The following is a 14,620-nucleotide window of genomic DNA, read 5'->3' as shown; positions in this document are numbered from 1 at the left end:
TCGACTAACTCAAGAGGAAGCCTAGCCCCCATGCCCCGTGCATCGTCACCATGGTCACCGGAAGCCGCCGCCGGGCCGCCGGGTCGAGGTCCCGACCCTCCCACAGGGCCGCAACCGTCACGCCCGCGAGGTAGCCGGCGGGCACCGCGAGGCCGAGCAGGAGCCACGGCGTCGTGAACAGCCCGACGACCCCCGCCGCGAGCCCCAGCCCCGAGGCCACCACCACCGCCGGCGGTGCGAGGTAGCGCAGGGACGCCGTCTCCGGGTGCTGCTTGATCACGCGCCGGCGCCAGCCGCCCGTCCGGTACTGCTGGGTGGCGAAGGCCTTCCAGGTCTCACGGGGACGGTAGGTCACCGCCACGTCGGGGAGGAACCAGATCACCTCGCCGTTCTCGCGCAGGCGGTGGTTGAGCTCCCAGTCCTGGGCGCGGACGAAGTGCTCGTCGTACCCGCCGACCTTCTCGAGGGCGCTGCGCCGGAAGGCCCCGAGGTACACCGTCAGCTGCGGTCCCGGGTCGCCGCCGACGTGGAAGGCCGCACCGCCGATCCCGAACTTCGACGACATCGTGCGGGCGACGGCACGCCCGAACGCGCTCAGGCCCTCCGGCCGCATCCGGCCGCCGACGTTGGCGGCCCCCGTGCTGGCCAGCGCGGACACGACACGTGTCAGGTAGTCCGGCGGGAACAGCGCGTGACCGTCGGCGCGGACCAGCCAGTCGTGCCGGGCAGCCGCGATCGCGGCGTTGAGGCCGTGCGGCGTCAGGCCCGTCGGGTTGTCGACCACGGTGACCGTCGGATGCTCCGCGGCGAGCGCGTCGGCGATCTCGCGGGTCCGGTCCTCCGACGGGCCGACCGCGACGACCACCTCGATCTCGCCGTCGTAGTCCTGCGCCAGGATCCGCTCGACGCACTCGGCGAGGTCGCGCTCCTCGTTGCGCACCGTCATGAAGACGGAGACCGGCGGCATGGCCTCGGCGCGCTCGGGGATCATCGTCTGGTCGGTGGTCATCGCATCGCCTCGTCGAGCGGGCCGGCGTCGACGAGACGCCGCGCAGCGGTCAGGAAGCCGTCGGCGTACGCGCCGGACGGGAAGTCCCCCAGGTAGTACACGCGGACCTTCTCACGGTCCGCCGCCAACGGGTCGTCGCCCAGCATCGCGTCCAGCGCCTCGTCGAGGTCGGACAGCCCGCCCTCGACGACGTACGCGGCGCGGGCCGCCGGGGCGTCGGTCCGCAGCTGCTCGGGCGTACGCCCGACCGAGATCATCGCGAACGGCTTGCCCGACTGCAGGTAGTCCGAGACCACAGCCGAGACGTCGGCGACCATCGCGTCCGAGGCGTTGAAGCAGTCGACCACCGACATCGCCTCCTCGGCGGCGGCGCCCCACACGTGCTGACGTCCGGTGCGGGACCGGTCGGCGTCGAGCAGCGCGCCGATCCGCGCGATCGTCCGCTCGGCGTCGGGGAAGCGGTAGTTGAACGGGTGGGAGCGGAAGATGACCCGTGCGCCGCGGGCCAGGAGCGCCGAGACGATCTCCTCACCGCGCGGCAGCGAGTAGACCTCCGAGTCGGCGTACGGCCCGCGCCACGTCGGCGCGTACAGCACCGTGACGTCCTCCAGCGACCCGATCGGGCCCCGCGCCGGCGCGATGTCCTCGACCTGCGGCCGACCGACGACCTCGAACTTCTCGCGCGGGATCTCGACGCCGTGGCGGGCGTAGCGGTCGATCCCGGCCTGCCCGGCGGCGAAGATCCGGTCGTAGATCGCGTGCACGGGGTTGTAGCAGGCCGGCTTCTCCGAGTCGCCGTGGTTGAGCCACACGTGGACCATCTGGCGGCGCTCGAGGAAGTGCGTGTTGTTCGGGGCGTTGTTGACGTAGAACGCCGCCCGCATGCTCGGCACCACGACCTCCTGGAGGCTGCGGAGCGTGGGCCGGTGGACCACCGGCGCATCGGTGATGCCCTCGATCGCGCGGAACATGCCCAGGTTGCGGGTGACCACGACGAACGGACGGCCGATCCGCTCGAAGTACGGCATCCACATGCCGAGCTGGTACGGCGCACCGACGTTGGAACCGAAGTAGACGGTGAACTCCGGCGCCAGGCCCTCGAGCGTCGTGTAGAGGCGGTCCTCCGCGTCGACGCAGCGGTGGACGCGGCGCAGGCCCGCCGTGACCGCGACCGCGGTGACGCCGGCGACCACGAGGGCCAGGAGGACGAGCACCGGGGTCAGACCCGCCGCGCCGGCGACCCAGGCGAGCGCGAGCGCCGTGATGTCGAGCACCCCCACCGTGCCGCGCGCGACGACCTCCCGGACGTCGACGCGCAGGGAGGGCAGGTTGCGCGCCTCCAGCCCGACGCGTTCCCAGCAGTCGAAGATCGTGGACTCGACCGCCGTCGCCGCGCCGAGGACGGCGAGGCAGGCCGCGACCAGCCACGACTCCCCGTGCCAGTCGAACCAGCCGACGAGCAGCGCGAGGACCAGCAGGAGCCGCGACAGCTGCAGCGTCCCGGCGATGTGCGGGTAGTTGCGGTTGCCCGGCCGCGCCCGCCGGTGCAGCGGCGCGAAGAGCGCGAGCGTCACCAGCGCGCCGAGCAGCGGCAGCACCGTCGACGCTCCGACCAGGGTGGCCACGAACGTGAGCAGCGCGAGGCCGCCGGTGACCACGTCGCGTGCGGCCACCGCGAGCTGGCGGCGTACGGCGCCGAACGTCAGCTTGACGCCGCCGTCCTCGGCCTCGCCCTCCGGCGACTCGCCCTCGAGGACGTCGGCGCGGGGGTGGTCGATGATCTCGCGGGCACGCTCGACGAAGACGTCCGCGTAGCCCTCGGCCGGGAAGTCGCCCAGGTAGTCGGCACGGACCGCGCGGCGCTCGAGCGCGAGCGGATCGGCGCCGAGCATCGCGTCGAGCGCCGACGGCAGGTTGGAGGCGTCGCCCTCGATCACGTACGAGGCAGCCGCGATCGGGTAGTGGCCGACGAAGTCGCGTCCGTTCTCCGTCATGGCGGTCATCGCGAACGGCTTGCCGGAGAACAGCCAGTCCACCACGACGCTCGAGACGTCGGAGACCATCGCGTCGGCGGCGTTGATGCAGTCGAAGACCGACATCTCCCGCTCCGCCCGCTGCCCGAACACGTGCTGCCGGCCGGTGCGCTCGGCGTCCTCGCGCAGCATCGTGTGGATCGCGCGGATCGTCTCGGTGTCGGTCTCGAAGCGGTAGCTGAACGGGTGCGGCCGGAACACGACCGTGGCGCCGCGCTCCAGCAGCGCCGAGACGATCTGCGTCCCGATCGGCAGCGAGTGGTAGGCGGTCTCGTCGACGTGCCCGCGCCAGGTCGGCGCGTACAGCACCGTGGGGTCGGCCGGGACCGGCGCGTCGACGCGTGTCACGCCCTCGACCTGCGGGCGCCCGACGACGTCGAAGGTGTCGCGCGGGATGGCGACCCCGTGGGCGGCGTAGCGGCGGACCGCGGCCTCGCCGGCGGCGAAGATCCGGTCGTACATCGCGTGCGTCGGGTTGTACGACGTGGGCTTGTCCGAGTCGCCGTGGCCCAGGAAGACGTGGTTGATCTGGTGGTGGCGGACGAAGATGCTGTTGCCGGAGGAGGCGTTGACGTAGAACGCCGTCGTCAGGGACGGCACCACGAGGTCGTCGAGGTCGCGGGACCCGTGCCGCATCACGACCGGGAGGTCGGTGTGCTGGGCGAGGAGCTCGGCCGGGTAGTTGTGGCGGGTGACCACGAGCAGGCGGCGGCCCGTCCGCTCCAGGTAGGGGAGCCACATCGTCACCTGGTGCGTGCCGTCCTCGGGCCACGCCGTGTAGACGAGGGCGTCGGGGGCGTACGCCTCGATGGCGCCGGCGAGGTCCGCCTCGATCCGCCGGCCGGCGCGCATGCGTGCCACGGCGTTGAGGCCCATCACGAGGTCGGGCACGGCCGCGACGAGCGTGACGGCCGCCCACCACCAGGCGGAGAGCCCGGTCCCGGCGGCGATCGCGCCGAACGCGAGCGCGCCGAGGTGGGCGCCGGTGGCCGCGGCCTCGAGGTCGATCTGCCGGGGCGCGGGAGTGAGGCCGGGCACGTTCGACACGAAGGTGACGCGGTACTGCCGGGCCTGGCCGAGCACCGGCTCCAGGACGACGATCCCGATGCTGATCAGCGCCGCCAGGGACGCGACCCAGGCGGAGGCGTCGCTCCACGCGACGAAGCACACGGTGACCGAGGCGCCGACCGCCGCGCGCAGGGCGCTGTCGTGCCCGAGCAGGACCCGTTCGTCGGTCGGCGGGAGGTCGTCGCGACGCACGAAGCGCCACGCGTCGAACGCGAGCGCCGCGATCACGACCAGGAGGACCGCGACCACGACGGACTCCATGACGCCGGACAGGGCTGCCGCCGTCGCGAGGACCACGGCGCCTGCTGCGCCGATCTCCGTCGCGGCGTCCCCCGCCCGCGCCGCGGTCACGCGCCCCGCCTCGGGGGGCGTCAGGCCGGCGTCAGCCATTCGTGATCGCCGCGGGGCCGTTCTCGCGTCGGATGTCGATGACGTGCCCCGTCTGCGGGGAGAGGAGGACGTCCAACGACTGCCGCGCGACCTCCTCGGACGACAGCAGCGTGCCGGCCGGCTCCTCCCCGAACGCCTTGGTGCGCATCGGCGTACCCGTGCGCTCGGGGTTGACGCAGTTCACGCGGACCGTGCCCGCCCACTCGTCGGCGAGGGCCTGGGTGAGGTTGACCACGGCCGCCTTCGCGGAGGAGTAGAGGGAGTATCCCGAGCGGCCGCGCGTGTACGACGACGAGGTGAAGAGCAGGAGCGAGCCCGACGTCTCGGCGAGGTGCGGGTAGAACTCCTGCGCGATGAAGATCGGGCCGAGGTAGTTGACCTCGGTGGCGTTGTAGATGGTCTCCTCGCTGGTCTCGGCCAGCGGGGCGATCGGCAGGACGCCCGCGGTGTTGACGACGTAGTCGATCCGTCCGGTCTTCGCGAGCACGTCCTGAGCGGCCGCGTGGACCTCGTCGCGGCGCTCGACGTGGGTTCCGGTCGCCGAGCGCGAAAAGGTGAAGACCGTCGCTCCGGCGGTCTCGGCGATCTTGGCGATGTCGCCGCCGATGCCGTACGAGCCGCCGAAGACGACCACCGTCTTGCCCTCGAGCGCGGCCGCCTGCTCGGCGTCGGAGAGGGCCGCCGGACGCTCGGCGGAGGCGAGCTGGAAGAGCTTGTCGGCGATGTAGACGTCGATCGGCTCGGTGACCTTCATGTTGCGCTCGTGCCCGTCGACGACCGTGATCGGGACGTGGGGCGTGTAGCGCAGGACGACGGTGCAGTCGTCCGTGGCGACGAAGTCGGGGTCCTTGGCGGCCTCGGCGTAGGCGGCGCGGATCACCGACAGCCGGAACGCCTGCGGGGTCTGGCCGCGGCGCAGGAGGTGGCGAGGCAGCACGTCGGCGATGGTGTCGGAGTCCTCGTGGACCTGCACGATCGTGTCGGCCGAGGGGATGACGGTGTCCACGGCCTCGTACTCGTCCAGGGCCGCGACGACGTCCTCGATGATCGTCTGGGAGACGAGCGGGCGTACGGCGTCGTGGAGGAGGACGTTGCACTCGGTGTCGCCGAGGGCGGCCAGAGCGCGTTCCGTGGTGGCGTTGCGGGTCTCGGCGCCCTCGAGGATCGCGGTGACCTTGTCGTACCCGCCGTTCTTGACGATCGCGCGGACGGGATCGAGGTGACCGGGCGCCATCAGGACGAGGATCTCGTCGATCAGCGGCGACGTCTGCATCGTGGCGATCGTGTGCTCGATGATCGGCTTGCCGGCGATCTTGATGAGCTGCTTGGGGATCGACAGACCGACGCGCGTGCCGGTCCCCCCGGCCAGCACCACGGCCACGTTTCGCATCCTAGTCACGACCAAGAGGGTAACTTGTGGCACGAGCCGCGAGCCGGAGGGTGTGCGTGGATTCGCGGGCTCTCGCGCGTACAGTAGGCGTGCTACGCGGGGTCTGTCCCCGAGGGGACAGGATTCCGGACGGAAAGGGACCGATGGTCGACTCGAGCTATACGCGGTCGCCCTGGGCGCGGATCCGCGCCATCTGGGGCTCTCGCAAGATCCTCCTCCTTCTGATCCGCCGGGATCTGAAGGTGCGCTACGCCGACTCCGTGCTCGGCTACGTGTGGACGGTGCTCGACCCGCTGCTGATGAGCCTGGTCTACTGGGCGATGTTCAGCCTGCTGTTCGGTCGCGACGTCCCCGGCGAGGACCCCTACATCGTCTTCCTGCTGGCCGGCATGCTGCCGTGGCAGTGGTTCAACGGCACCGTCTCCCAGGGCGCCAAGGCGCTGCGCAGCTCGTCGCGGCTCATCCGCTCGACGAACCTGCCCCGGGAGATCTGGGTGCTGCGGGTCGTGGCGTCCAACGGGGTGGAGTTCCTCTTCTCGCTCCCCGTGCTGGCGGGCTTCCTGATCGCCTACCAGGTCCCGCTCCACTGGAACATGATCGTCACGTTCCCGTTGGCGATGGTGCTCATGTTCGTGCTGCTCACGGGCATCGGGCTCGGCTTGAGCGTCCTCACCGTCCTGGTCCCCGACCTCGACCGCCTGGTGAAGATCTTCCTCCGGCTCTTCTTCTACGCCTCGCCGATCCTCTACAGCGTCGATCGCCTGCCGAAGGACCTGCAGTGGGTGTACGTCGCCAACCCGGTGGCGGACATCCTCCAGCTCTTCCGTTCCGGCATCTTCCCGGACTTCCTCAACTGGACACACATCGGCTACGCCTCGGCGGTCTGCCTCGTCGTGCTGGCGATCGGCTGGTGGCTGTTCGCACGCCTCGAGCGCACCGTTCTCAAGGAGCTCTGAGCGATGAGCGAACCCATCATCTCGGTCCAGGACGTCTCGGTCCGGTTCCACCGGTCGCGACGGCACCGCAGTCTCCGTGACCTGCTCTTCAAGGGCAACTCCGGGGTCCGTGCGGGCGAGTTCTACGGGCTGCGCCACGTCTCCTTCGACGTGCAGCCCGGCGAGGCGATCGGCGTGGTCGGCCGCAACGGCCAGGGCAAGTCGACCCTGCTCAAGACGATCGCCGGCGTCCTCATCCCCGACGAGGGACGTGTCATCGTCAACGGCGGCGTCGCCCCGCTGATCGAGATCACCGGCGGCTTCGTCGGCGACCTCACGGTGCGCGACAACATCTACCTCGCGGCCGGACTCCACGGCATGCGCAAGAAGGAGATCGCCGAGGCGTTCGACGAGATCGTCGAGTTCGCCGAGGTTGAGAACTTCGTCGACACGCCCTACAAGCACCTGTCCTCGGGCATGAAGGTCCGCGTCGCGTTCAGCGTCGTCTCGCGCCTGCGCGAGCCGATCCTGCTGGTCGACGAGGTGCTCGCCGTCGGGGACCGCGCCTTCCGTGAGAAGTGCTACGAGCGCATCGACGAGATGCTGGGCGACGGCCGGACGCTGTTCATGGTGTCGCACAGCGAGGCCAACCTGACCCGCTTCTGCACCCGCGGGGTCTACCTCCGCGAGGGCAAGCTCGTCCACGACGGTCCCATCGACGAGGTCGTCGAGAAGTACTTCAGCGACTCCGGCAACGAGGCAGCCCTGCGCCGCCGTCACGAGCGCCGCATGCGCCGCATGCGCAACCTCGGTCTGCTCCCGGACGAGAACGACGACGAGGAGGCCGACGAGGACGACGGCGGGCTCCGCACCGTCGTCTGACCCGAGCCGGTCGGTCAGACCACGGGCGGGCGGCCGCGGCGCGTCATCGCCGCCACCGTGCGCCAGCGCATGGCGCGACGCGGTCCCGGGTCGGTCCGCCAGCCCTCGCGCCACCCGGCGAACCACGGCCGCAACGACGCCCGGCCCGACGCCGAGCGCAGGCCGCGGACGACGGCGACCGCGGTCCAGGTGGCGACGTAGGCCCAGCTGAACGGCCACCGCAGGTTGCGACGGGACAGCCAGACGCGGTTGCGGGCGTTCAGACGGTAGTAGTAGTCGTGCCGCGCGGGATCGATGGCCGGGTGCGCGCACCGCAGGTCCCCGCGGTACCAGACCTCGTAGCCCGCGTCCCACACCCGCCAGGCCAGCTCGATGCCCTCGTGGGCGTAGAAGAACTCGTCGCCCCAGCGACCGGCCGCCTCGAAGGCCGCGCGTCGCACGACGAGCACGCCCTCCCACAGGGAGAACGCCGGGGACGAGCGCCGCGGGTCTCCCTTGCGCATCCGTGGGATCCACCGCGTCGGAGCCTCCTCCCCCGGACTCTCGACCCGGGGCTGGACCACGCCGAGGCGCGGGTCGTCCTCGAAGAGCGCTGCCGCCCGCAGGAGGAAGTCGGGGTCGACAAGGCGTGCGTCGTCGTCGACGAAGAGCAGCAGGTCGCCCGCGACGTGGTCGACGCCGGCGTTGCGCCCCGCAGGGATGCCCAGGTTCTCGGGGAGCGCGAGCGTCGCCACGCCGTCCGGGAGACCGACCGGCGTCCAGCCGTTCCCCACGCAGACCACCTCGACGTCGACGCCCTCCTGGGCGAGGACCGAGTCGACCGCCGCCCGGAGCTCGTCAGGGCGCTTGCCCTGGGTGAGGACGATGGTTCCGACACGGGGGCGTACGGCGGTGGTCACGCGTGCCACCGTACCGGCGGGCCGGCAGTCGTCGACGGGCTGGTCAGGACGCCACGGCGTCGTCGGGCACGGCGGCGAGGTGGCTCGCGGGGACGACGTCCACGAGCAGCGCGGACGCGCGCACCGCGAGCCGTCCCGCGCTGTGCAGCAGGCGGTAGCGTCCTGACCTGCCACGGGACAGCTCGACGACCTCGGGGCGGTCGGTCGGCCGCCGCCGCAGCCGCTCGCGCAGCGAGGGTCGCCACGCACGCACGCGGACGTCGGCGAACGTGAGCACGATCCTCACGGGCACGTCGGCGACCGGCGACGCGTCGCCGGTCACCGTCAGGGACACCGCGAGCCGGGGTGCCGCACCGTCCTGGAACGCGACGTGCTCGAGCCGGGCGCCCGGGAGGCGGGCCAGGACGTCGCCCGGCCACAAGCCGTACCCGCGCGCCCGGTCGGACAGCGTCACCGGCCTTCGCATGACCGCATCACAGCACATCGCACCGACAGGCCAGCGCTGCCACGCGGATCACTGCCCCGAGAGCATGCTCTCGAACGACGTCGTCAGGGCGAACGGGTCGGCCGGAGCCACCGCCTCCCGGGCCGCGACGAGCTCCGCGAGCTCGCTCCCGGCCCGCTCGACGCGCGACTCCAGCGCACCGCTCACGCCGTCGACGCCGCCCCAGTCCTCCGACGCCGCGAACACCGCCGTCGGGACGACGACGGCCCGCAGGTAGGCGAACATCGGACGCAGCGCGTGCTCGAGCGCCAGCGAGTGGCGCGCCGTGCCCGCGGTCGCGGCGATCACGGTCGGCTTCCCGGCCAGCGCGTCCTTGTCGAGCACGTCGAAGAAGGACTTGAAGAGCCCGGAGTACGAAGCGGTGAAGATCGGCGTGACGACCACCAGGCCGTCGGCCGCGACGACGTCGTCGATCACGGCCTGGAGCCCGGTCGGCGCGAAGCCGGTGAGCATCGCGTTGGTGATGTCGTGCGCGTGCTCGCGGAGCTCGTGCACGGTCACCTCGGCGTCGACGCCACGGGTGAGCAGGTCGTCCTTGACGGCCTGGGCGAGCCGGTCGGCCAGCAGCCGGGTGGACGACGGCTGGCTGAGGCCGGCGCTGACGACGGCGATCTTGCGGGTGGTCACGCGCGCACCTCCTCGGATGCGGTCGGGGTGTCGTTGCGGTCCGACGTGCCGGTGACGTCGTCGCCGGCAGCGTGGACGGTGGCGTCGTGCCCGCCGCCGGCGGCGGCGACGAGCGACGCGTGGGTCGGGGCGTCGGGGACGTGCTCGGGCTTGAGCGCCGCGAACTCCTTGCGGAGCACCGGGACGACATCCTCGCCGAGGATGTCGAGCTGCTCCAGCACGGTCTTGAGCGGCAGTCCGGCGTGGTCCATCAGCCACAGCTGGCGCTGGTAGTCGCCGACGTAGTCGCGGAAGCCGAGCGTCCGCTCGATGACCTCCTGCGGGCTGCCGACGGTCAACGGGGTCTCGCGGGTGAAGTCCTCGAGGCTCGGCCCGTGCCCGTAGACGGGCGCGTTGTCGAAGTACGGCCGGAACTCCTTCACGGCGTCCTGGCTGTTCTTGCGCATGAAGACCTGGCCACCGAGTCCGACGATCGCCTGGTCGGCGGCGCCGTGCCCGTAGTGCTCGAACCGCTGCCGGTAGAACGCGATCATCCGCTCGGTGTGGCTCGCGGGCCAGAAGATGTGGTTCGAGAAGAACCCGTCTCCGTAGTACGCGGCCTGCTCGGCGATCTCAGGGCTGCGGATCGACCCGTGCCACACGAACGGCGGCACGCCGTCCAGCGGACGCGGCGTCGCGGTGAAGCCCTGCAGCGGCGTGCGGAACTTGCCCTCCCAGTCCACGACGTCCTCGGTCCAGAGGCGGCGCAGCAGGTGGTAGTTCTCGATCGCGAGCTCGATCCCCTGCCGGATGTCCTTGCCGAACCACGGGTAGACGGGTCCGGTGTTGCCGCGGCCCATCATGAGGTCGTTGCGGCCGTCCGACAGGTGCTGCAGCGTCGCGTAGTCCTCCGCGATGCGGACCGGGTCGGTGGTCGTGATCAGCGTCGTCGAGGTCGAGAGGATGATCCGCTCGGTCTGCGCGGCGATGTAGGCCAGCGTGGTCGTCGGGGCGGAGGGGATGAACGGCGGGTTGTGGTGCTGGCCGGTCGCGAAGACGTCCAGGCCCACCTCCTCGGCCTTCTTGGCGATCTCGACGGTCGCCTTGATCCGCTCGTGCTCGGTCGGCGTCCGCCCCGTCGTGGGGTCGGTGGTGACGTCTCCGACGGTGAAGATCCCGAACTGCATCGTGCCCTCTTCTCCGACCGCGTCTGCGATCACTGGAACCAAAGTAGTACACGCTTCAACTACCTTGCCACCGGGGCTATTCCCCTACGGTGGGACCCATGACCACCGATCCCGCGCTCGAGGCTCTCCGCTCCCTCCTCCTCGACCACGTCGACCGCATCGACGCCCTGGTCGACTCCCTGACCCGGGACCTCCCGACGCCGATCGGGACCTACCGCCCCGACACGCAGTCCAACACGGTCTGCTGGCTGGTCTGGCACCAGGCGCGTGTCCTCGACGACCACGGCGCCGACCTCGCGGGCACGGCGCAGGTGTGGACCGACGAGGGCTGGTACGACGAGCTGGGGCTCCCGTTCCCGAAGTCGGCGACAGGCTACGGCCAGTCCGGCGACGACGTGGCGCGGGTGGTCGCGAGCGGTGAGAAGCTCGCGGGCTACCACCGCGACGTCACGGCGCGGCTGCGCGACTACCTCCGGTCGGTCGACGTGGCCGAGCTCGAGCGGGTGGTCGACACGCGCTGGGACCCGCCGGTGACGGCCGCGGTGCGGATCGTCAGCATGCTCGACGACAGCGTGCAGCACCTCGGCCAGGCGGCGTACGTCCGCGGCGTGGCCGAGCGCGCCGGGCTCGGCTGACCGGCCGCCGGAGCCGGCCGCCGCTCAGGCGGTCTCGATCAGGACGATCGGGTCGGTCGTCGGCTCCGCCGAGCCCCCGGCCGGCTCGACGCTGATCGCGACCGCCGTCACGCCGGTGACGTCGTCCATGACGTGGGCGCCGCGGCTGCCCTGCTCGTCACGAGGGATCACCCCGGCGCTGTGCATCGCCCCGCCGCTCTGCGTCCACATCTGGTAGTCGTGGTCGTCGTCGAGCCGCGGCAGCTCGGACACGACCATGACGGCCTTGCCCATCTCGGCCGACTGCACGACACGGACGGTGCCGCCACCGTCCACCGGCGCCGAGACCATCGCCGCGTCCGGCGCCGAGAGCACCTCCGTGATCGCCGCCTGCTGCGCCTCCATCCGGTCGGCCTCCTCGCGCTGGGACAGCCCGAAGACGGCCGCACCGACGACGAGGGCGAGCGACGCGGCGACGAGCAGCAGGCGCACCGGCCAGCCGGGGCGGGGCCGCCGCTGGCCGCCGAGCTCGACGACCACGGGCCGTTCCTGGGGCGTCCGCGCGGCCGCGTCGAGCACGGCTCGTCGCAGGGGGGACGGCGGCGCGGTCTCCTGGGCGGCGCCGAGCCTGGCCGCGGTCTCACGGAAGCCGCGGACCTCCTCGGCGCAGTCCGTGCACTCGGCCAGGTGCGCCTCGTACGACGTGCGCTCCTCGGCGTCGAGCGCGTCGAGGGCGTAGGCACCGGCGAGGTTGTGCGGGTCGCTGGTCATGCCGTCACCCCCAGGCAGTCACGCAGCCGGATCAGCCCGTCGCGCAGGCGGGTCTTGACCGTCGCAGGGTTGGCGTCGAGGATCGCGGCGACCTGGGCGTAGGTGTGGCCCTGGTAGTACGCCAGCCCGACCGCCTCGCGCTGGAGGTCGGTCAGCGTCCCGAGGCACCGGCGTACCTGCTCGTGCTCCAGGCGCACCGTCACCTCGTCGGCGACCTGGTCGTACGCCGGCCCGCCCGACCAGTCGTAGCGCGCGTCCCGGTCGGCGGCGGCCTGGTCGTGCCGGACGGCGTCGACCGCGCGCCGGTGCGCCAGCGTGAGGACCCACGTCTTCGCGCGGCCGCGTGCGGCGTCGAAGTTCGGCGCCTTCTGCCACACCTGCAGGAACACCTCCTGCGTCACCTCCTCCGACCGGACCGGGTCTCGCAGGACCCTGCGCACGAGCCCGAACACCGGGCCTGACAGCGCGTCGTAGACCGCGGCGAACGCGTCCTCGTCCCCGCGGGCGACGCGCGCCATGAGGGACTCGACGGGGTCGGCCGCCGGGGGGCCGCTCTCGCGCGGCTCCTCGGGTCGACCCTGCTCCGGACCTGGCATCGGCGCTCCTGCTCTCGGGGACGTCACTCGATGATTCGTCGCTGCGAGCCCTCTGGATGGGTCGTCCCCGACCAGCGACATTCTGCCTGCTCCGGCCCATCCACGGGGTGGCTCGCCGCGAAGCAGGGGCATGGTCCACCACCGAGCACCCCGCCGGATCCTGGCCGCAGGATCAGGCGTCCTCGCTGCTCTCGCCGGTACGGCGGCGGGCACCGCGGTCGCCACGCTGACGGGCGCGCCGTCGCCGGTCGTCGCGGTCGGGAACGCCTTCGTGGCGCGGACCCCGGGCTGGCTGAAGGACTTCGCAGTGCGCCAGTTCGGCGAGAACGACAAAGCGGTCCTGCTCGCCGGCACCGCCGTCGTCCTCCTTCTCGTCGCCGCGGCCGCCGGATGGGTCGGGCTCACCCGGCCGCGCGTCGCCGTGGGCATCGTCGTGGCGATGGGTCTGGTGGCCCTCGCGGCGACGCTGGTGGACACGACGACCTCGGCCCGGCCGGCCGTCGCCGCACTCGCCCCGCTCACCACGACCGTCGTCGGCGTCGCCGCGCTCCTCCTCCTGCTCGAGCCCCTGCGCTCCCCCGACCCGCTCGGACCGCGACCGGGCGACGACCTGCCGTCGGGCTTCGACCGCCGCCGCTTCCTGCTCACGGTGCTGGGCACCGCGGCCGTCGCCACCGTCGGGGGAGGCGTGACGCGGCTCCTGGGGACGTCGGACGCCGCCACCTCCCGCGCGGCGGTGACGATCCCGCCGCCGGCGAGCGCCGCTCCTCCCGTGCCCGCGGGAGTGGACCCGCTGCGCGGCATCACGCCGTACGTCACGCCCAACCGCGACTTCTACCGCGTCGACACCGCGCTCCTCGTCCCCGACGTCCCCGCCGACACGTGGCGGCTGCGGATCCACGGGGAGGTCGACCGTGAGCTCGACCTCGACTTCGCCGCGCTGCTCGACGAGCGGCTGATCGAGCGCCGCATCACCCTCACGTGCGTCTCCAACGAGGTCGGCGGCCCGTACGCGGGCAACGCGACGTGGATCGGCGTCCCTCTCGCCGACCTCCTCCGGCGCGCGGGCGTCCGGGACGGCGCCGACGCCCTGAAGTCGACCAGTGCCGACGGGATGGTCATCGGCACCCCGCTCGAGGCGGTCCTCGACGGTCGCGACGCGATGGTCGCGGTCGCGATGAACGGCGAGCCGCTCCCGCTGGACCACGGGTTCCCCGCGCGGATGGTCGTCCCCGGCCTCTACGGCTACGTGTCCGCGACGAAGTGGCTGGTCGACATCGAGGTCACGCGGTTCTCCGAGTTCACCGCGTACTGGACCGAGCGCGACTGGGCCGAGCAGGCGCCGATCAAGCTGGCGTCGCGCATCGACGTCCCCCGAGGCTTTGAGTCGTTCCCGCGCGACGCGGTCCGGGTGGGCGGGGTCGCCTGGGCGCAGCACGTCGGCGTCAGCGCTGTCGAGGTCCGCGTCGACGACGGCCCCTGGCAGCAGGCGCGGCTCGCGCCGCAGGACGGGATCGACACCTGGCGGCAGTGGAGCTGGCGCTGGGACGACGCGACCTCCGGCGACCACACCCTCACCGTCCGGGCGACCGACGCCCGCGGCGTCACCCAGACCTCCGACCGTGCCGAGCCACGGCCGGACGGCTCCACCGGCTGGCACAGCGTCCGGTTCTCGGTGGAGTGACCCCACCCCACAGGAAAGGGAAGACGATGCGCACGACCCCTTGGAGGACCC

At 72.1% G+C, this 14,620-nt stretch carries 13 protein-coding genes; 4 read left to right on the top strand and 9 right to left on the bottom strand.

The genetic code is table 11. From position 1 onward, the window contains the following. Positions 1-4: 4 nt before the first annotated feature. Genes ACQSSQ_RS06605 through ACQSSQ_RS06595 form a run of 3 tightly spaced genes read right to left on the bottom strand, consistent with a single transcriptional unit; the run spans position 5 to position 5,890 of the window. Positions 5-1,009, bottom strand: a complete 1,005-nt coding sequence (locus ACQSSQ_RS06605) for a glycosyltransferase family 2 protein (RefSeq protein WP_431326238.1) — start codon at positions 1,007-1,009, stop codon at positions 5-7. Further along, positions 1,006-4,500 carry a CDP-glycerol glycerophosphotransferase family protein gene (locus ACQSSQ_RS06600; RefSeq protein ID WP_431326237.1) on the bottom strand — a complete coding sequence of 1,165 codons (3,495 nt, stop codon included), beginning with the start codon at positions 4,498-4,500 and terminating at the stop codon, positions 1,006-1,008. The genes ACQSSQ_RS06605 and ACQSSQ_RS06600 overlap by 4 nt, the downstream gene beginning before the upstream one ends. After that, entirely contained in the window at positions 4,493-5,890 is a 1,398-nt protein-coding gene (locus ACQSSQ_RS06595) for an SDR family NAD(P)-dependent oxidoreductase (RefSeq protein WP_431326782.1), read from the bottom strand. The genes ACQSSQ_RS06600 and ACQSSQ_RS06595 overlap by 8 nt, the downstream gene beginning before the upstream one ends. Before the next feature lie 143 nt (positions 5,891-6,033). Between ACQSSQ_RS06595 and ACQSSQ_RS06590 the strand changes: the two genes are divergently transcribed. Next, the gene (locus ACQSSQ_RS06590; RefSeq protein ID WP_431326236.1) at positions 6,034-6,846 is read left to right on the top strand and encodes an ABC transporter permease; all 813 of its coding nucleotides are present in this window, start codon (positions 6,034-6,036) and stop codon (positions 6,844-6,846) included. Positions 6,847-6,849: 3 nt separating this feature from the next. Then, positions 6,850-7,707, top strand: coding sequence for an ABC transporter ATP-binding protein (locus tag ACQSSQ_RS06585; RefSeq protein WP_431326235.1), 858 nt, complete (start codon positions 6,850-6,852; stop codon positions 7,705-7,707). 14 nt (positions 7,708-7,721) lie between these two features. Here the strand turns inward: ACQSSQ_RS06585 and ACQSSQ_RS06580 are convergent, their stop codons facing one another. The 4 genes from ACQSSQ_RS06580 to ACQSSQ_RS06565 are packed head-to-tail and all read right to left on the bottom strand — an operon-like array spanning position 7,722 to position 10,904. Further along, positions 7,722-8,606, bottom strand: coding sequence for a glycosyltransferase family 2 protein (locus tag ACQSSQ_RS06580; protein WP_431326234.1), 885 nt, complete (start codon positions 8,604-8,606; stop codon positions 7,722-7,724). A 43-nt stretch (positions 8,607-8,649) separates the two neighbouring features. Next, the gene (locus tag ACQSSQ_RS06575; RefSeq protein ID WP_431326233.1) at positions 8,650-9,072 is read right to left on the bottom strand and encodes a hypothetical protein; all 423 of its coding nucleotides are present in this window, start codon (positions 9,070-9,072) and stop codon (positions 8,650-8,652) included. A gap of 48 nt (positions 9,073-9,120) precedes the next feature. Further along, positions 9,121-9,738 carry an FMN reductase gene (locus ACQSSQ_RS06570; protein WP_431326232.1) on the bottom strand — a complete coding sequence of 206 codons (618 nt, stop codon included), beginning with the start codon at positions 9,736-9,738 and terminating at the stop codon, positions 9,121-9,123. Beyond that, the gene (locus ACQSSQ_RS06565; protein WP_431326781.1) at positions 9,735-10,904 is read right to left on the bottom strand and encodes an LLM class flavin-dependent oxidoreductase; all 1,170 of its coding nucleotides are present in this window, start codon (positions 10,902-10,904) and stop codon (positions 9,735-9,737) included. Before ACQSSQ_RS06565 ends, ACQSSQ_RS06570 begins: the two co-directional genes overlap by 4 nt. A gap of 98 nt (positions 10,905-11,002) precedes the next feature. Here ACQSSQ_RS06565 and ACQSSQ_RS06560 point away from each other — a divergent pair, with 98 nt between their 5' ends. Next, positions 11,003-11,539, top strand: a complete 537-nt coding sequence (locus ACQSSQ_RS06560) for a mycothiol transferase (RefSeq protein ID WP_431326231.1) — start codon at positions 11,003-11,005, stop codon at positions 11,537-11,539. A gap of 24 nt (positions 11,540-11,563) precedes the next feature. Here the strand turns inward: ACQSSQ_RS06560 and ACQSSQ_RS06555 are convergent, their stop codons facing one another. Next, complete coding sequence (locus ACQSSQ_RS06555; RefSeq protein ID WP_431326230.1) at positions 11,564-12,289, bottom strand: anti-sigma factor; 726 nt, start codon at positions 12,287-12,289, stop codon at positions 11,564-11,566. Further along, complete coding sequence (gene sigK, locus ACQSSQ_RS06550) at positions 12,286-12,885, bottom strand: ECF RNA polymerase sigma factor SigK (RefSeq protein ID WP_431326229.1); 600 nt, start codon at positions 12,883-12,885, stop codon at positions 12,286-12,288. Before sigK ends, ACQSSQ_RS06555 begins: the two co-directional genes overlap by 4 nt. Positions 12,886-13,015: 130 nt before the next feature. Between sigK and ACQSSQ_RS06545 the strand changes: the two genes are divergently transcribed. Beyond that, complete coding sequence (locus ACQSSQ_RS06545) at positions 13,016-14,569, top strand: molybdopterin-dependent oxidoreductase (protein ID WP_431326228.1); 1,554 nt, start codon at positions 13,016-13,018, stop codon at positions 14,567-14,569. Positions 14,570-14,620 lie beyond the last annotated feature (51 nt).

This window comes from Mumia spirodelae (assembly GCF_050632745.1).
GTDB lineage: Bacteria > Actinomycetota > Actinomycetes > Propionibacteriales > Nocardioidaceae > Mumia.
Note: the sequence above shows the minus strand (reverse complement) of the source record. Positions and strands in the feature narration are given on the sequence as shown.